The following is a 16,974-nucleotide window of genomic DNA, read 5'->3' as shown; positions in this document are numbered from 1 at the left end:
GTTTAGACACAAAAGAAAAGCTGCAAATATGCAGCTTTGTCTTAAGAATTCTATTAGAAAGAAGACGTATCTTGGAAAAGGCCAACCTTCAGGTCTTTTGCAACGTAGATTTCTTTGCCATCTACAAGAACGCGACCGTCTGCTAGGCCCATTACCAGTTTACGGTTTACAACACGTTTCATGTGGATTTCGTACGTTACTTTTTTCGCTGTTGGTAGGATTTGACCAGTAAATTTCACTTCACCGACACCTAGGGCACGACCTTTACCTTCGCCGCCAACCCAACCTAGGAAGAAACCAACAAGTTGCCACATCGCGTCTAAGCCTAGACAACCTGGCATTACAGGGTCACCCGGGAAGTGACAATCAAAGAACCATAAGTCTGGAGTAATATCTAATTCAGCAAGGATTAAACCTTTACCAAAATCACCCTCAGTTTCAGACATCTTAGTGATGCGATCCATCATCAACATGTTTGGTGCTGGAAGTTGAGGGCCTTGTGGCCATAGTTCGCCTTGGCTTGATGCTAGAAGCTCTTCGCGAGTGTAAGAATCACGTTTGTTTTGCATTATCAATTTACTCCAATTTTTGATAGGTGCATATTAGTGAACAGGTGTACGCTAAACAAGTCCGATCAGTACTAGACAAACCAGTTTTTGATGCGTTCCACAATTCCTGGCGGATGTTCATGTCTTTCAAAGTTTTCAATACGTTCCGCGATTTTGCTAAGAACGCTTTCTTGCTCTTCGTCTCTAAATGGTTTGTTCATAATAAGAGGAATTGCTTCATCTACATTTGATACAGACCAGATATGAAACTCTCCATTTTTGATGCTTTCTACGACATCGGGTTGAAGTGCCAAATGCTTCAAATTTGTATGCGGTAGAATGACACCTTGCTCGCCTGTTAGACCTTGATGTTTACAGACGTGATAGAAGCCTTCGATCTTCTCGTTTAAGCCTCCGACAGCTTGTACGCGGCCAAATTGGTCAACAGCACCTGTTACGGCAATCTGCTGATTGATTGGGTACTCTGAAAGAGCGCTGACAAGTGAGCATAGTTCTGCCAACGATGCGCTGTCGCCATCAACTTCACAGTAAGATTGCTCGAATACAACGGATGCAGAATATGGTAACGGATCTTCAAGGTTTAGCGAGGCACTCACAAACGCTTGCATGATCATCATACCTTTAGCATGAAGGTTACCACCAAGTTCTGCTTTGCGTTCTACGTCAGAAATATCGCCGTCACCAAAGTGAATGACACATGAAATACGAGCAGGCTCACCATAAGAGATAGGATGTCCCGGGACGTCAATAACGGTCAAGCCATTGACTTGACCTACTTGCTCACCATTAGTCTCGATGATCACTTGTCCATCAAGGATATCGTCTAAAGCTCTCTGTGGTAGATAAGATTCACGTTGATATTTGTGTGATAACGCTTGCTCAACGTGGATGCTATTAATTTCAGTGTTATTTGACTCAATCGCTGCTTCACTAAGTAAAGTGTTGTGCCAAATTGGACACAAGGGGGTATATGTTTGGTCTTCAGTTTCTCTGGCACCAGCACAAAGTAAGGCGGTAACGGCGTCTACATTAAGTTCCGGTAACTGATAGCGTTGCTGCAGCCATTTTAGGTAGCCTAGATATTCAACTAGACTCTCTTGGTCTAACTTAAGATCTTGTTCAATCTCACTAAACAGACAAAAACCGTTGCGTATATCGCTATCTAAATAGTCAAGATCGCCCATTTGACCACGATCACCAACTATGATCAGCTTGATGTTATACGCTCGAGGCAACTGCGGTGCACATAGATGATCTGGGTTACTTCTGATTGGTTCAATCTCATCACCAAGTAACGCTGACTTAAGTAATAGCCAGCTACCTGGATTCGCAAGGATAAGATTCGCAGATACAATAAGAAATCCATTGTCGGCTTTAGAAAGTAATCCTTGTTTGGTCGCAATCACTTGCCCATCTTTTGATTCCACTTGATCAAATAGGGCTTCGGCGTTTAATGATTCAGTTCGGATTACAGCAGGGTTGTCTAAAGAAGTAGAGTGGCTTAGTGATTCTATGATGAGTTGGCGATAGATAGCATTATCAGGCGCATTGACGAGTAACACTCGTGATAGGCTAGACAAGCGTACAAAGCGAGTTAAGGCATCACGGAATCTATGCTGAATCTGAGTAAATGAAAAGGGCGTTAGGTTAGGGTATTGCTCTAACTGATGTGTGTATTCATCATATTGTGGCGTCACATGTCGCCAGTCTACTTGAGTCATTGAATCTACTAAAAATGGGAAATAGACAGGGAGTATATAGAAAAACGACAATGCCTAATAGAAGTATCTGTTTAATCGCGATAAACCAAGCAATATAAGTATGATCTTGGTCTATTCTTTTAATTGTTCAATTGTCTAATTATGTAATTTGGGTTACGCTGTCACTAGGATTAACGTTTGGGATTTGACATGAAATATCAGCAACTTGAAAACTTAGAATGTGGTTGGAAATGGAACTACCTAGTAAAGAAATGGAAGGAAGGTGAATCCATTACCCGCCATATCGATTCAAGTGAAGCAGAGGTTGCGGTACAGAACCTTCTTAAGCTCGAACACCAACCAACAGGTGTTTTAGAGTGGATAGAAGAGCACATGTCTTTAGAGCTCGACAACAAGCTAAAGCAAGCTATTCGAGCGAAACGTAAACGCCACTTTAACGCGGAACAAGTACATACCAAGAAAAAGTCGATTGATCTGGATTATCGAGTTTGGGAAAAGTTGTCACAAAGGGCAAATGAATTAGGTTGTACGCTTTCTGACGCAATCGAGTATTTAGTCAGTGAAGCCTCAAGAAGTGAACAAGCAAGCAAAACGGTAACAAGTCTCAAAGAAGATTTGAGCGCCTTGCTATCTGACGATAAATAGTAATTCAAGGAGGCTGTTATGATGTATGTGATTCTTATTGGGGCAGCACTCGTATTTTGGCTGGTTGCCGTTGATAGGCCTGTGCTCAAAGTGACTTTTGAAAAAGGACAAATAGCTCAGTTTAAAGGGCATATGCCACCAAGTTTCAAACACAATTTGCAAGAAATTGGCCGTAATCAGAGCTTTGAGGGTGAGCTGAAGGTTTATGCAAAACGCTCGGGCTACAACTTAAAATTCTCCAAACAGGTTCCTAAAAGTACTCAACAACGTATCCGTAACGTGTTTCCTCATAACGGCTTTAAATCGAAAGGGTCTAAGAGAGCATAAACTCTGTTAACGCTTACTGACTAGTACTTTGCCATTCTATATCCATCCAATTTATTCATAATTGGTGTGCATAATATCTTCTATTTAGGAGGTATTATGAAAAGACTACTGATTCTCTTTCTTTTCTGCCAAAGTTCGATTGCCGATGATGCATTAGTTAACCCGGTGGCGAAGCAGATCAAATCTCAAATTATCAAAACACTCAATGCTAAAGGGTACAGTGAACTCGATGGTTTTTGTGATTTGATGTTGGAAATGAGGCATAATAAAGCATTCACAAAAGTTCACCGAGTTCGTACTCATGGCGATCCTAAACTGTGTAAAGTCGCTAAAAAAGCAGTACCCAAGAAACTGTATCGATACAAAAACTATGAAAAGTTGATTCGTATTCAGATCGTTTTTTGAACAGAAACCTGTATACTAGTGCACTATAACTAAATGTATTGAGCAACTAGTAACTAACTCGTGAAAAATAATCTAACTTCATCTAATATGTGCTATCTATAATTTAAATAGGCTGTCATAACAGCCAGATAACAGAATGTGTTCAAGGGATTTGTAGGTTGTTGCTAGCAAATAAAAATTACACTCCTGAAGTAGTAGAACTCTCAAGAAAGATATCGTCGAATGTATCACAGTGTTTTAACAACTGGCTTGTTAACTCCAGCTACAAAATTAATCACGATCTCGTCGATTCATTGCTTAGCTTGGAAAATCGCTATTGTGATGATGTTATCTTTAAAGAATCAGAACGTATCACCAATAACCAACGCATTTTATTGAGGTGCGAACAAGATAGGGTGGCCGCAAAACGAGAAAAAATCGCAGCGAAGCAAAATACATTACGATATGTCTTAGAAGATATATGCGAGACAGCTTCAGTAATGCTAGAGAAGAAGCTTGAAACTACACTTATCAGTTCACTCTTTTCTCAGCTCCCGGACTATAATCACTTCGCTAGCATTGCTTATTCTCCTTCATTGAATTTCAATAAATTGAATCAAATAGCGCTAGAGAACCGTGGTTTATCGTCAAGCCTCACTGACTTTGTTTCGAATAGGCAGTTTTGTGAGAAGTATGGTCGTAAACCGAAGGTGATTTTAGATCCCAAAGTAGCAGTGGGGTTGATAGGGATCGACAATTGCCGGTTACTTTTTCCTATTTTAATGAGCCAGTCGTTGCTTAAATGGTCAGACGAAAATACGAAAGATATTTCACCAAAACTATGGCAACACTTAGTGGTGACCGCCAACGCGACACGTATACGACTGCAAGACACCTCAGTTAGAGAGCCTGATGTTGGTGTGTTATTGGGTACACTGCGTGTCATACCGATGTTTCTGGTGTGCAATCATTTTTCTCAAACGTTTGAAGATGCACTTGTTCAAACGATGCTAAGTTATCGTGAAGCAAGTGATAGACACAACGAATATTATGCCTGTGCAGAAGTGCTACCTGATACCAGTTTCCTTGAAAAAATCTTTTCGAATATGGAGAAGAGACTGCTTAGTAAGCTTATCGAACATATTGATTGGAGCCCGAATACCGCTTACATTAAGCAAGCATTAGTGGAGGAGGTCGATGGCGTCGATGTTTCAGAGAGAAGTGTTTATGGTGCCGCACTTGCTCAGGCCCATGCATTTTCTATTTTCGAAGCCTTGAACAACAGCGAATTGTTTAACCTTAAACATCGCCCTTACTGGTTCTCTCAAGTTCAAATGTCAGGCTTAGCAATAGCGCAGATGAAGTCGAGAGTTCCTGGACAGTTGACGGACAGTATGTAGTTACCTTGTCACTAAAAATATGTTTAGCACCGACTATGCAATGTATAGTCGGTGTGTGCCTTCAAAGTTAGAGCTAGAGTCATCTAAACTTGCACTCTACGCAATTTGTTTACTCGCTGATTTGCTTTTTCAGAAAGAGCAAGGAGCCTAATGAGCTCACTCCTTGTTTTCGGTTAAACAATCAACTTCGACCTACGAAGCTAGCTTATATACAAGTTATTAGAACGACTGTACTTATTTGGCCTTTTTTGCGTTAAGTTGCAGTGTAACTTTTTTTAGCTTGCCAAATCCCAGAGTTCCGTATGGCCAACTTGTTTGTGTTTTTCTTGATTCACCCGAAAAATCGAATGCTTATCGCTATAAAACGCTACAGGTTTGCCGTGTTCATTAAGACTCTCGGGTTGCTAGCATGTAATCAAATGCCGATTCGGTCTCGCTGAATCTTAAGTTCATCAGACGGCCAGTCGCGTCATCGATGAAGACCAGTAGGCAACATTTATCGCTGCAGCCTTCGAACCAATCATGGTGTGAACCATCGATTTGGATGAGCTCACCGAGACAATCACGGCGATAGCGAGGCTGATAAATTCTAGGCTTACGTCTAGAGTATGGAGTCCATAGTCCGTCAGCAATCATCCATTGTCGGAGGGTTTCTTTAGAAACAATCAGATTGTGATGCTCAGAGAGTTTTTCTAGCGCAAACGTGGGTGAAAAATCGAAGTATTGTTCACGTACAATCTTTAATACTTCAGCTCGAAAGTTATCATCATAGCGTCGGTTGCTTGGGCGACCGCGGGCTGCATGTGCCAAGCTTTTAGCGCCATAAGTTGCTAACTGGTTCAACAGTCGTCTGACATGTCGAGTCGAGACATTTAAAATGTCTGCAGCGTCGACTTGTCGTAAGCGTTTTTCTTGTACATCCGTTAGTACTTTGAATCGATTTATCTCGTGATCACTCATAGCAATTAACATCTGTTTAGGTTCTTAAAGCCAAGCAACACTTTAAGCTTAGGAGGACATTTTAAAGTTGCTCAAACCGGACATTACTATATTGCTCTTACAAATTGACTGCGTATTATGTATATTATGTTAAATAAGTTATACCCGAGCGAGATATAACTTCTTATATCAGCTCCCCACTATCATTTTGTAATAGACAAACCAGTTCAATTTAACCGAAAGTCTATTTACCATAAAATACCTAATAATCATATTCATAATCTTCGATTCAGAATACGTTTATTAGGACTCTACTAATAAACGATCGATCGCTTCTGTGATCTCTTTGGTCCTTACTGGTTTGGTAACGAAATCATTCATGCCAACATCTAAGCAAGAACATTTATCTTCGTTAGATGTATGGGCTGTGAGTGCGACAATTGGAATGTCGATGCCTTTTTGTCTCATCAGTTTGGTGGTTGTTAGCCCATCCATTACTGGCATTGAAACGTCCATAAGAATAATGTCTACAGGTGCTTCTTCAGATTGGATAAAATCAATCGCTTCTCGACCGTTGCTTGTGATGAAAACTTTATGTCCTTGTCGTGACAAAATCAGCTGGATTACCATTTGGTTGGTTGGATTGTCTTCAACGATTAGCACTGAATATTGAGTCCTAAGAGATGGGTTTGTTGGATGGCACACTTCTCTTGGCTCTGTGTTCTGACGTGACTGACTTAACACCGGTAATTTAACCTGGAAACATGAACCTTTGTTGAGTTCACTCGAAACTTCAATCTTTCCACCCATTAACTCAACCAGACGTTTAGTGATCGCTAAACCTAGGCCTGTTCCTCCAAATCTACGAGTAATGGTGCTGTCTGCTTGAACAAACGGACTGAATAACGATGCCAATTGCTGTGGGTTCATTCCGATTCCCGTGTCTTCAACCGAGATGTGGAATGTGTTTTTCTGGTAATGGATAGCAATGTTGACTTCACCTTGCTCCGTGAACTTAATCGCGTTACCTACTAGATTAAACAGAATTTGAGCTAGTCTCGTTTGATCTATGTAATATAGTTCGTTTTCAGGTATTTCACATGTCAGATTTAACGTTAATCCTTTGGCATCTGCTATCTTCTTTTGCTCAGACAATACAAAAGTTACAGTGTCTCTTACGCTATTCCATTGAGGAGCCAGTGAAAAACATCCTGACTCAATTTTAGAAAAATCCAACACGTCACTAATTATAGCCAGTAGTAACTCAGAAGATGTGCCCATACTTTGAATGATCGAACGTTGTTCACAAGTCAATTGTGAGCACTTTAATGTATCTATCAGCCCGATAATGGCATTGAGTGGCGTTCGAAGTTCGTGACTCATCATTGCCAAAAATTCTGATTTGGCTTTATTTGCTCGCTCCTCTTCTTTGCGCGCAGAGATAAGCTCGGCTGTACGTTCCCGAACAGTCGCTTCTAATTTCTCTTTGTTTTCGATGTCGAATACTGCTCGTTCGATCAGAGGTCGAAAACGATTCAATGTTGCTTTGGTTTCAACACTGAAGTGCTTGGTATTGGAGTGAATAAAAACGATAACAGATTGAGTCAAGCCTGTGTCGATGCCCGTCATCAATACCGAGTTGATTTGATCGAGTACTATTGAGTTGAGCGAACTAAATTCAGGAAGATTTCGTGGCTCAAATAAAATTGTGCACTCACCATTAATGATACGTGACAACTTACCTGAGTCTTTCCAGAGAATATCCTCATAAACTCGGTTGTTAGTTAAAAGTGTTTTAAAACTATCTTTGTTATTTAGACGTGAAATAACGATGAAGTCGTCAAATTTTATATACTTCTTAAGTACGAGTTCTAAGCTGGAAAATATGTCTGAAATAGATTCCGCTTTGCTAATTTCTGATATCGTCGACAAGATCACTCTATTCTCTTCGGCTAAACTACGCTCCCGAGACCTGGCTCTCTCTAACTGTACCAGCGCTTCTTGCAACGCTTCTTGGTTGTCTGTACCCATTATTTTTTTAACCTATAAAATGTGGCCGACGACACCATCAAGTTACCATGTGCGCTCTCTCTACCACATAGGCGACCTTGTTCTCCAAAGGTGAATGGACAAATGTATGGCAACCCATTAAGTGCTTGATTTATTTGAGTGCAGACTTCACTCATATCTTGTTTAAGACTGAGCATTGGACCCGCACAGAAGATGTTGATTGCGCCCAGTTTTTCTTCATGATCCAAGTCGTTAAAGTAAGAGGAATGTATGATATTTGCTGCTCGGCTAATGATATGCTTTTTTGAACCCTGCATTAAATGAATCACATCACCTTCATTAATATCTGTAAATAATTCAATGCCTCTGCACTCAGTTTGTCTAATTGAGTGAGACAATTTAAAATAAGGGGTTTTATATGAAGTCCCCACTTTTCTCCCGAGTGGATAGACAGATGACTGTTCAAAAATAAAACCATCATCTGAGCTACCTAAGTGATAATTAGTCCATTCATTATAGACATCTACTGCGGGTTTATTATCAATTTCTTGGAGTACGCGATCGCGTGCTTTAGTCACCACGCCTGAATATTCAGTTGGTGTGTGTCCGGCATTGAGCGAGCTGTATACAGATTGAGATGAGAAAAATACGGTAAGAGAAACACCATTAATAGAAACGAGATCTTCAGTAAATATGCTCCAGTTTCCGGAAACTTTATTGTCGGCTGCACTACCACCAATGACAGGAACTTCGGTGCCAAATTTCGTATCAATCGCGTCCATGATGATTTCTTCATTGCCCGGCGTTGAATGCAGAAGAATTAGATCAGGTACTTCCCCTTCCCGTTCCGCTTTGCTCAATGCCATGTCTATCGCATCATAAGTACTCGAGATCACATCTCCTTCAAAACTCTTGATCCCCGTACCATATGCATTGATTCCTGAGTCATAAATTGCCAGTACACCGACAACTGGGCCTGAGTGAAACCCTGTTTCTGTCATTATCCCGTGACAGGTTGTACAACCATGAATAGGTATGTTTGATAGGTGCTGTTTAAGCAACGCCTGGACTGCAAACGTAGAATATTCTTCCGTGCAGTAGCAAATAAGACATGTAATCTCATGAGTTCGCTCTAAACCAGCGAGGATCTCTTGTACAGCGATGACGTCGTCGTGTGAGTAGGAAACTTTAGAGAGAAACTTCATAACGCTCGATCAATGGATTAATCGCTTAGTTATAACATTTTCAGATGGGAGTTTTTACTGATTTAGTACAAGTTATTTCCACCTCCGACCTGATAATGACTATTTTGAGAGGATGACCGAAACACTGTGATCTTGTTGCGTGGTTGTGATGATTATTTGTGATGTCGGTTCATCGGTTGTAAGTAGCCAAGAAGATGAGCTTTTCGCGACTAAAGATCCGTTTCCACTATAGCTAACATCAACTTTGTTACTTTCAGATGTTTCGATTAAATAGGCGTGATTATCACTTGAAACACTAACATTATATTTATCAATAGTGATTTCACACGGTGTCGAAAGAATACAGTCAACCGTTTCGTTATTTTCGTATGTCACTGTTCTCCAAGTAAATGCAGCTAATAAAATAGACAACATGATGACAATTTGTACAAGCCTTCCTTTTGTGAGCTTTTGTGCTGCCATTTTATCCTTTACTCCTTGTTACAAAGTTCAAAGTTTTTAAATAAAAATACATTTCCTGACCAACCGTAAGGTTACTACTCTGTCATTGATTTGTTAATTCAAGTATAGTGTCGCGTTGAAAATGCCACTTTTTTTTAAAATCAGCAAGCGGAAATAAAGTTCTGAATAGTCTGAGTTTCTTTTTCTGATTTGGGTGGCATTACGACGTGAGTCGTGTTGGAAGTAAAGTGTAGTAAATAAGAAATTGGAAGCATGCAAATGAGCCAAGAAAAGCAGCTTGAACAAAACTACAACTATACGGTCGTCCGTCAGTTCACCTTAGTAACTATTCTTTGGGGTATTGTCGGTATGGGCGTTGGTGTTTTGATTGCCGCTCAATTAGTTTGGCCACAGCTAAACTTTGATACGCCGTGGCTGACGTACAGTCGTTTACGTCCCCTGCATACTAATGCGGTTATTTTTGCGTTCGGTACAAGTGCCCTGTTTGCAACATCATATTATGTTGTACAACGCACCTGTCAGACGCGTCTCTTTGGTGGCCCTCTCGTAGCCTTCACCTTCTGGGGTTGGCAAGCGATTATTCTGTCCGCTGCAATTACTTTACCGTTAGGTCTAACCTCTGGTAAAGAATACGCAGAACTTGAATGGCCAATCGATATCGCTATCACGCTTGTGTGGGTAGCTTATGCAATCGTGTTCTTCGGAACAATGATTAAGCGTAAGACATCGCACATCTACGTAGCAAACTGGTTCTTTGGAGCCTTCATTATCACGGTTGCCGTGTTGCACATCGTTAACAGCCTAGCTGTTCCTGTATCTGCGTTTAAATCGTACTCGATTTACTCAGGTGCTGTCGATGCAATGGTACAATGGTGGTACGGTCACAACGCGGTAGGCTTCCTGTTAACAGCTGGTTTCCTAGGTATGATGTACTACTTCGTACCTAAGCAAGCTGAACGTCCTGTTTACTCTTACCGTCTATCGATTGTTCACTTCTGGGCTCTAGTGTCTCTGTATATCTGGGCTGGTCCTCACCACCTACACTACACAGCACTACCAGACTGGACTCAATCTCTAGGTATGGTTATGTCTCTTGTTCTATTCGCTCCTTCTTGGGGTGGTATGATCAACGGTATCATGACTCTATCTGGTGCGTGGCATAAGCTACGTTACGACCCTATCCTACGTTTCCTAATCGTTTCTCTATCTTTCTACGGCATGTCGACTTTCGAAGGCCCAATGATGGCGATTAAGACGGTTAACGCACTATCTCACTACACTGACTGGACTATCGGTCACGTACACTCTGGTGCATTAGGTTGGGTTGCAATGGTTTCTATCGGTTCTGTTTACCACTTAGTTCCAAAACTATTTGGTCAAGAGCGTATGTACTCTGTATCTCTGATCAACGTTCACTTCTGGTTGGCAACAATCGGTACTGTTTTCTACATCGTAGCAATGTGGATCTCAGGTGTGATGCAAGGTCTGATGTGGCGTGCAGTTAACTCTGACGGTACCTTGACTTACAGCTTCGTTGAGTCTGTAGAAGCATCTTACCCATTCTACTTTGTACGTTTCCTAGGTGGTTTCATCTTCCTAAGCGGTATGATCTTAATGGCATACAACACGTACAAAACTGTTACAGCACCAAAAGCTAGCTTAAAAGCTATCGCGCAACCGGCTTAAGGAGATTTAAGAATGAGCTCAAATTCAAATAATCGCCATGAGTTGGTAGAAAAAAACGTCGGCTTGCTAGCAATCCTGATCGTTATCGCAATCAGCTTCGGTGCTCTTGTAGAGATTACCCCTCTTATTTTCCAAAAGCAGACAACTGAACCTGTAGATAACCTACGCGTGTACTCTGCTCTGGAAATGGAAGGTCGTGACATCTATATCCGTGAGGGTTGTAACGTATGTCACAGCCAAATGATTCGTCCATTCCGTTCTGAGACTGAGCGTTACGGCCACTACTCAGTAGCGGGTGAAAGCGTTTGGGAACACCCATTCCTATGGGGCTCTAAGCGTACTGGTCCGGATCTAGCGCGTGTTGGTGAGCGTTACTCTGATGAGTGGCACCGTGTTCACCTTATTGATCCTCGTGAACTTGTTCCAGAATCAAACATGCCTGGTTTCCCGTGGCTTGAAGACAATGTACTTGATGGCAAATTGACTCAGCAGAAGCTTGAACTCTTCCGCAATCAATTTGGTGTTCCTTACACAGACGAACAGATTGCTAACGCGAAGCAAGATGTTGAAGGCAAAACAGAGATGGATGCAATCATTGCTTACCTTCAATCTCTTGGCCACGCAATGAAATAAGGAATGACTATGGACATTATTACATTTCAAAGCGTTTGGACTGTGACCGTTTTTGCTTGTTTTATCGGCATCGTTTGGTGGGCATTTGGCAAGAATCGTAAATCTCGTTTCGAAGACGATGCAAACCTAGTTTTTGCGGATGAAGCTGAAACGAGTTCAAAAGAACAAGGAGTGACTAAGTAATGAGTACATTCTGGAGTATCTGGGTTACCGTAATTACTATCGGTACACTCATTGGTTGTGCGGTTTTACTTCGCTCATGCTTCTCAAACAAAACGGGTATTGAAGAAGGTGATGACATGGGTCACGAATACGATGGTATTCGTGAACTTAACAACCCTCTTCCGAAGTGGTGGACTTACCTATTCATCGGCACACTTGTGTTCGCGGTAATCTACTTCATCCTTTATCCAGGTCTAGGCAACTTTAAAGGTGTTCTAGGTTGGACGAGTTCCGACCAAACCGTTACTTCAGTAGCACAGTCTCGTGCTTCTGTCGTAGACGCTCAACAGAACAAGCGACTAGACCAATATGCGAAAGAGCTAGACGACGCCAATAACTACTTTGGTGAAGCGTTCAACCAACTTGCATACAATGATAACGGTCTTCGTTCAATCCCTGATATCGCATCAGACTCTGAAGCAATTAAAGTGGGTCAACGTCTGTTCTTACAAAACTGTTCTCAGTGTCACGGTTCAGATGCGCGTGGTCAGAAAGGTTTCCCTAACCTAACTGATGATGCTTGGCTGTACGGCGGGGAGCCGGAAGCGATCCTAACGACAGTACTACACGGTCGTGTTGGTCAAATGCCAGGTTGGAAAGACGCTCTTGGCGAAGAAGGCGTAAAAGAAGTGGTTAGCTACACTCTTAGCCTTTCTGGTCGTAGCGTTAACGCTCGTGAAGCTGAAGCCGGTAAAGCTCGTTTTGTAGTGTGTGCAGCGTGTCACGGTACAGATGGTAAAGGTAACCCTGCTGTAGGTGCCCCTGACCTGACTGACCGCGACTGGTTGTTCGGCGATTCTCGCGCAGATGTAACAGAAACTGTAATGTATGGCCGTTCTGGTGTGATGCCAGCATGGAAAGACATTCTAGGTGAAGAAAAAGTTCAGCTAGTTTCTGCATATGTGTGGAGCTTAAGCAACTCAGATAATAAGTAACATTTCAATAACAGCCCCTTTCTTAGGGGCTGTCTTTCCTTTATTTTATAAGCACTTCTTTTCATTCTTTTTCGAGATCTTTTTTATGGTAAAGCCTTGGTATAAACAGTTTTGGCCGTGGTTCTTAATCGCGTTGCCTGCAACAGTTGTGGTCTGGACGATCTTAACGGTTATTGTATTTACACAGAACTCTGTTGACTTGGTCACTGAGGATTACTACAAAAAAGGGAAAGGCATTAATGTCGATATCTCTAAGGTCAACGTAGCAAAAGAGTTGGACTTGTCCGCTGACATTTCTGAGCGTGGTGAGTCAATCATCATCTCTTTAGACAAGGGTAAACTCCAGCACTTCCCTGCGATCAGTGCCATGTTTGTCCATCGTACCCTCCCTGACCGCGATTTTACGCAATTGCTTACAGCGAACGCTCAAGGTGATTACGTCCTTAACACGCAACATGAAATCGAAGGCCCTTGGTTCATTGAGTTGACACCACACAATGAAGAATGGTTGATTCAAGGCCGTATTACCTTCCCTCTAGAAAACAAAACCAAGCTAGAGAACTAAAGTATGAGTGAATCCTGTTATCACTGCGGTGAAGATGTACCAGCGGAAACGGATTTTAAAGTAGAAATATTAGGCTCTATACGTTCAATGTGTTGCCCGGGCTGCGAAACCGTAGCCCAAACCATTGTTGATAGTGGCTTGGTCTCCTACTACCAGTATCGTACCGCTCCAGCTGAAAAAGCTGACCTTGTTCCTGAACAGTTGCTTGCGCTCAGTCATTACGACAATGAAGACGTACAACTTGAGTTTGTTCGTAACTCTGAAAACACTTCCGAAGTGACATTGTCACTTGAGGGCGTCTCTTGTGCGGCTTGTGCGTGGCTGATTGAGAAGCAAGTCTCTTCTCAAGACGGTGTCTATGGTATTCGTGTTAACACCACTACCAACCGTGCTCTCCTAAGCTGGGACAATACCAAAACGAAATTGAGTGAGCTGCTATCGGCAATTCATACTTTGGGCTACAAAGCGGCGCCTTTTGAGGCGGACAAGCAAGAAGCTGCCTATCATCGTTCGATGAAGAATTACTTGTATCGTTTAGGTGTTGCGGGTTTGGCAACAATGCAAGTGATGATGCTTGCGGTCGCACTCTATCTTGAAGTGTTCGGTAATCTTGAGCCTGAATTCAAACACTACTTCCGTTGGGTGAGTTTGATCTTCGCTACTCCGGTTCTTCTCTACTCTGCTCTACCTTTCTATATTAACGCTTGGCGTAGTATTAAGGGCAGAACATTAGGCATGGACGTACCGGTGTCGATCGCTTTATTGTTTGCTTATGTTGCGAGCCTAGTTGCGACCGTCACAGAGCAAGGTGAAGTCTTCTTCGAATCTATCTCTATGTTTACGTTCTTCCTGCTGTTAGGACGATTCCTAGAGATGCGAGCACGTCGAAAAGCTGCGGCGGCGAGTGGTAACCTGCTTAAACTCGTACCAGCGATGGCGACGACATTAGACGGCGAACAGATTCCTGTTAAGACGCTAAAAGTCGGTGACAAAATCCGCGTATTACCAGGCGAACATATTCCTGCAGACGGTATCGTACTTTCTGGCCGCGTTCACATTGACGAATCAATGTTGACGGGTGAATCAATCCACGTGGTTAAGAACCAAGGCGATTCTGTTTTCGCGGGTACTTTGAATGGCGATGAGTCTTTTGAGCTAGAGGTTAAAAGCTCTAAAGCCGATTCGGTTATCTCTAATATTGTACGTTTGCAAGATGAAGCGCAGCTTTCTAAGCCACGCATTGCGGAAATTGCAGATATTGTCGCGCGTTATTTTGTAGCTGTGATTCTAGTTATCTCGTTTGGTACATGGTTGTATTGGCACCAAACCAGACCTGAAGATGCGTTCTGGATCATGTTGTCAGTGCTGGTAGCAACTTGTCCTTGTGCACTGTCTCTTGCTACGCCAACGGCCATTACTTGTTCCACTTCGCGTATGGGTAACTTTGGCATCCTGCTACGTAAAGGACATGTTTTTGAGACGCTGTGCAAAGTAAACCACCTGATTATCGATAAAACAGGCACACTGACCGAAGGCGATATTCGTATAAGCCAAACGGAAACACACGCTGAGTTAGACAAAGATACTTGTCTACAAATTGCTGCGAGCCTTGAGCAGCACGCTAATCACCCTATTGCTAAGGCGTTTAAGGCATTCGAATCTGATGATGTAAAAGTAGAGTCAGTGAATAACGTGATTGGTTCTGGTATTACTGGTGAGTGGAATGGTCACAAAGTGGCTATCGGCAGCAGCGAGTTTATTCTTGGTCAGGCGCAGAACGCTCAGAGCAACGGTATCTATCTTTCTCTGGATGAAAAACATATCGCTACCTTTGTATACGAAGACCCAATTCGTAAAGAGAGCATCGAGTTCATCCAGAAGTTTAAAGAAGCGGGTATTAAGACCACGCTGTTAACGGGTGATTCTTTGGTGAACGCTAAACCTGTCGCGGAAGAGATCGGTATTACTGATATCGTGGCGAATGCGAAACCGGAAGATAAGCTTGCGTACCTTAACTCGCGTGATGATAAAGATATTACCATGATGGTTGGTGATGGCATCAACGACGCTCCTATCTTGGCTGGCGCTCATTTATCTGTCGCTATGGGTGGTGGTACGGATGTAGCGAAAGCATCCGCTGATATGGTTTTATTGGGTGACAAGCTAGATAGACTACTTCAATCACGTAAGTTAGCATTGAAAACGCGTAAAATCATCCGCGAGAACTTGGCGTGGTCATTGGGATACAATCTACTTATACTGCCGCTTGCAGTTGCTGGCCTCGTAGCTCCGTATATCGCTGTAGTTGGCATGTCAGCAAGCTCTATTATTGTTGTGTCTAACTCATTAAGACTTTTAAAAGAGCAAGGTAAATAATGGAAAGCTTATACATACTCATTCCTATCGCTATCGTCTTAGTGTGTGTTGCCGTCGGTATTTTTTTGTGGGCGGTGAAAAGTGAACAATTTGAAGATCTTGAACGTCAAGGTCACAACATTTTGTTTGATGAAGACACAAATGACTCTTCTCCAAAGAAACAAACAAGTAGCAAAAAATGACACCTGATTGGATTGGTGCCTTTGTTGTTGGCTTGATTGGCGCGGGCCATTGCATGGGAATGTGTGGTGGCATTGCGTCGATACTCTCTATTGGTACTCAAAAGCCTTCCCCTATTACGCCTGTTCTTTATAACCTCGGGCGCTTACTAAGCTATATGTTGATTGGTGGTTTGATTGGCGGAGCCGTTTCGTCATTAGGACAGCTTAGTGATTTTAATGCTGCATTGGCATGGCTTAGACTCATTGCTGCACTATTCATGGTTGTTTTGGCGTTGTATATCGGCAAATGGTGGTTTGGACTGCTTGCATTTGAGAAAGTCGGCCAGCGTTTATGGCGTTATGTGTCACCAATGGGACAGTCTCTTCTCCCTCTCAAGCACCCAACCCATGCTCTACCTTTTGGTTTTATATGGGGTTGGCTTCCTTGTGGCTTGGTTTACTCTATGTTGACATGGGCGGCGGTGTCCGGTAGCTGGGTCAATGGGGCTGGAATCATGTTAGCTTTTGGCCTAGGAACATTGCCCGCCATGCTTACCGTTGGCTTTGGTGTAGGTTTTCTAAAAAAGTTGCAACAAGCTGACTTATTCAGACAGTGTGGCGCAATTTTGATCCTTTTATACGGCGTATTTACTGCTTATCAAGCTATTCAGCTCATTATTTATACCGTATAACAGCGCTTTAAATGCGGTTTTTTTTCTATCCTTTAATGTGAA

General features: G+C 42.4%; 17 protein-coding genes and 1 pseudogene. 12 read left to right on the top strand and 6 right to left on the bottom strand.

All coding sequences use genetic code 11. The features are described 5' to 3' along the window. Nucleotides 1–53 precede the first annotated feature (53 nt). Together fabA and AC6I7V_RS06880 are read right to left on the bottom strand one after the other, a co-directional pair. The gene (fabA, locus tag AC6I7V_RS06885) at nt 54–569 is read right to left on the bottom strand and encodes a bifunctional 3-hydroxydecanoyl-ACP dehydratase/trans-2-decenoyl-ACP isomerase (RefSeq protein ID WP_032549106.1); all 516 of its coding nucleotides are present in this window, start codon (nt 567–569) and stop codon (nt 54–56) included. Between the two features lie 71 nt (nt 570–640). Beyond that, complete coding sequence (locus AC6I7V_RS06880) at nt 641–2,290, bottom strand: S16 family serine protease (RefSeq protein WP_498010522.1); 1,650 nt, start codon at nt 2,288–2,290, stop codon at nt 641–643. 189 nt (nt 2,291–2,479) lie between these two features. Here AC6I7V_RS06880 and matP point away from each other — a divergent pair, with 189 nt between their 5' ends. The 4 genes from matP to AC6I7V_RS06860 all read left to right on the top strand — a co-directional run bounded on the left by matP (nt 2,480) and on the right by AC6I7V_RS06860 (nt 5,046). Then, complete coding sequence (gene matP, locus AC6I7V_RS06875) at nt 2,480–2,935, top strand: macrodomain Ter protein MatP (protein WP_255230708.1); 456 nt, start codon at nt 2,480–2,482, stop codon at nt 2,933–2,935. Nucleotides 2,936–2,953: 18 nt separating this feature from the next. Next, entirely contained in the window at nt 2,954–3,262 is a 309-nt protein-coding gene (locus AC6I7V_RS06870) for a DUF3634 family protein (RefSeq protein WP_498010521.1), read from the top strand. A 96-nt stretch (nt 3,263–3,358) separates the two neighbouring features. Further along, nucleotides 3,359–3,667 carry a hypothetical protein gene (locus AC6I7V_RS06865; protein ID WP_498010520.1) on the top strand — a complete coding sequence of 103 codons (309 nt, stop codon included), beginning with the start codon at nt 3,359–3,361 and terminating at the stop codon, nt 3,665–3,667. Nucleotides 3,668–3,825: 158 nt separating this feature from the next. Next, nucleotides 3,826–5,046, top strand: a complete 1,221-nt coding sequence (locus tag AC6I7V_RS06860) for a hypothetical protein (RefSeq protein ID WP_498010519.1) — start codon at nt 3,826–3,828, stop codon at nt 5,044–5,046. A gap of 281 nt (nt 5,047–5,327) precedes the next feature. Here the strand turns inward: AC6I7V_RS06860 and AC6I7V_RS06855 are convergent. From AC6I7V_RS06855 to AC6I7V_RS06840, 4 genes and pseudogenes are all read right to left on the bottom strand, one after another. Further along, nucleotides 5,328–6,006 (bottom strand): annotated as a pseudogene (locus AC6I7V_RS06855) (ISNCY family transposase); the annotation flags it as partial. Nucleotides 6,007–6,288: 282 nt separating this feature from the next. Continuing rightward, nucleotides 6,289–8,016: an ATP-binding protein gene (locus tag AC6I7V_RS06850; protein ID WP_498010518.1), complete on the bottom strand. Its 1,728-nt coding sequence runs from the start codon at nt 8,014–8,016 to the stop codon at nt 6,289–6,291. Beyond that, entirely contained in the window at nt 8,016–9,200 is a 1,185-nt protein-coding gene (locus tag AC6I7V_RS06845; protein ID WP_498011618.1) for an FIST signal transduction protein, read from the bottom strand. Before AC6I7V_RS06845 ends, AC6I7V_RS06850 begins: the two co-directional genes overlap by 1 nt. Before the next feature lie 99 nt (nt 9,201–9,299). Then, the gene (locus AC6I7V_RS06840) at nt 9,300–9,662 is read right to left on the bottom strand and encodes a hypothetical protein (RefSeq protein ID WP_261881539.1); all 363 of its coding nucleotides are present in this window, start codon (nt 9,660–9,662) and stop codon (nt 9,300–9,302) included. A 258-nt stretch (nt 9,663–9,920) separates the two neighbouring features. Between AC6I7V_RS06840 and ccoN the strand changes: the two genes are divergently transcribed. From ccoN to AC6I7V_RS06800, 8 genes are all read left to right on the top strand, one after another. Further along, a complete protein-coding gene (ccoN, locus tag AC6I7V_RS06835) occupies nt 9,921–11,348 on the top strand; it encodes a cytochrome-c oxidase, cbb3-type subunit I (protein ID WP_255230716.1) in 1,428 nt (475 codons plus the stop codon). 12 nt (nt 11,349–11,360) lie between these two features. Beyond that, complete coding sequence (ccoO, locus tag AC6I7V_RS06830; protein ID WP_255230717.1) at nt 11,361–11,981, top strand: cytochrome-c oxidase, cbb3-type subunit II; 621 nt, start codon at nt 11,361–11,363, stop codon at nt 11,979–11,981. Between the two features lie 9 nt (nt 11,982–11,990). Then, complete coding sequence (locus AC6I7V_RS06825) at nt 11,991–12,164, top strand: CcoQ/FixQ family Cbb3-type cytochrome c oxidase assembly chaperone (RefSeq protein ID WP_032549071.1); 174 nt, start codon at nt 11,991–11,993, stop codon at nt 12,162–12,164. Beyond that, nucleotides 12,164–13,138, top strand: coding sequence for a cytochrome-c oxidase, cbb3-type subunit III (gene ccoP / locus AC6I7V_RS06820; protein WP_498011617.1), 975 nt, complete (start codon nt 12,164–12,166; stop codon nt 13,136–13,138). Before AC6I7V_RS06825 ends, ccoP begins: the two co-directional genes overlap by 1 nt. Nucleotides 13,139–13,223: 85 nt before the next feature. Next, on the top strand, nt 13,224–13,703 hold the full coding sequence (locus AC6I7V_RS06815; RefSeq protein ID WP_498011616.1) for a FixH family protein: 480 nt from the start codon (nt 13,224–13,226) through the stop codon (nt 13,701–13,703). Nucleotides 13,704–13,706: 3 nt separating this feature from the next. Further along, the gene (locus AC6I7V_RS06810; protein WP_255230721.1) at nt 13,707–16,079 is read left to right on the top strand and encodes a heavy metal translocating P-type ATPase; all 2,373 of its coding nucleotides are present in this window, start codon (nt 13,707–13,709) and stop codon (nt 16,077–16,079) included. Beyond that, nucleotides 16,079–16,261 (top strand): cbb3-type cytochrome oxidase assembly protein CcoS, encoded by a 183-nt coding sequence (gene ccoS, locus AC6I7V_RS06805; protein ID WP_420856587.1) that lies wholly within the window; start codon nt 16,079–16,081, stop codon nt 16,259–16,261. The genes AC6I7V_RS06810 and ccoS overlap by 1 nt, the downstream gene beginning before the upstream one ends. Further along, nucleotides 16,258–16,932, top strand: a complete 675-nt coding sequence (locus AC6I7V_RS06800; RefSeq protein WP_255230722.1) for a sulfite exporter TauE/SafE family protein — start codon at nt 16,258–16,260, stop codon at nt 16,930–16,932. Before ccoS ends, AC6I7V_RS06800 begins: the two co-directional genes overlap by 4 nt. The last annotated feature ends 42 nt before the right edge of the window (nt 16,933–16,974 follow it).

The organism is Vibrio sp. KUL70, from assembly GCF_059725515.1.
Note: the sequence above shows the minus strand (reverse complement) of the source record. Positions and strands in the feature narration are given on the sequence as shown.

Coding starts and splice junctions, on each gene's coding strand:
- fabA (WP_032549106.1), bottom strand. CDS start 569: ATGCAAAACAAACGTGATTCTTACACTCGCGAAGAGCTTCTAGCATCA.
- AC6I7V_RS06880 (WP_498010522.1), bottom strand. CDS start 2,290: ATGACTCAAGTAGACTGGCGACATGTGACGCCACAATATGATGAATAC.
- matP (WP_255230708.1), top strand. CDS start 2,480: ATGAAATATCAGCAACTTGAAAACTTAGAATGTGGTTGGAAATGGAAC.
- AC6I7V_RS06870 (WP_498010521.1), top strand. CDS start 2,954: ATGATGTATGTGATTCTTATTGGGGCAGCACTCGTATTTTGGCTGGTT.
- AC6I7V_RS06865 (WP_498010520.1), top strand. CDS start 3,359: ATGAAAAGACTACTGATTCTCTTTCTTTTCTGCCAAAGTTCGATTGCC.
- AC6I7V_RS06850 (WP_498010518.1), bottom strand. CDS start 8,016: ATGGGTACAGACAACCAAGAAGCGTTGCAAGAAGCGCTGGTACAGTTA.
- AC6I7V_RS06845 (WP_498011618.1), bottom strand. CDS start 9,200: ATGAAGTTTCTCTCTAAAGTTTCCTACTCACACGACGACGTCATCGCT.
- AC6I7V_RS06840 (WP_261881539.1), bottom strand. CDS start 9,662: ATGGCAGCACAAAAGCTCACAAAAGGAAGGCTTGTACAAATTGTCATC.
- ccoN (WP_255230716.1), top strand. CDS start 9,921: ATGAGCCAAGAAAAGCAGCTTGAACAAAACTACAACTATACGGTCGTC.
- ccoO (WP_255230717.1), top strand. CDS start 11,361: ATGAGCTCAAATTCAAATAATCGCCATGAGTTGGTAGAAAAAAACGTC.
- AC6I7V_RS06825 (WP_032549071.1), top strand. CDS start 11,991: ATGGACATTATTACATTTCAAAGCGTTTGGACTGTGACCGTTTTTGCT.
- ccoP (WP_498011617.1), top strand. CDS start 12,164: ATGAGTACATTCTGGAGTATCTGGGTTACCGTAATTACTATCGGTACA.
- AC6I7V_RS06815 (WP_498011616.1), top strand. CDS start 13,224: ATGGTAAAGCCTTGGTATAAACAGTTTTGGCCGTGGTTCTTAATCGCG.
- AC6I7V_RS06810 (WP_255230721.1), top strand. CDS start 13,707: ATGAGTGAATCCTGTTATCACTGCGGTGAAGATGTACCAGCGGAAACG.
- ccoS (WP_420856587.1), top strand. CDS start 16,079: ATGGAAAGCTTATACATACTCATTCCTATCGCTATCGTCTTAGTGTGT.
- AC6I7V_RS06800 (WP_255230722.1), top strand. CDS start 16,258: ATGACACCTGATTGGATTGGTGCCTTTGTTGTTGGCTTGATTGGCGCG.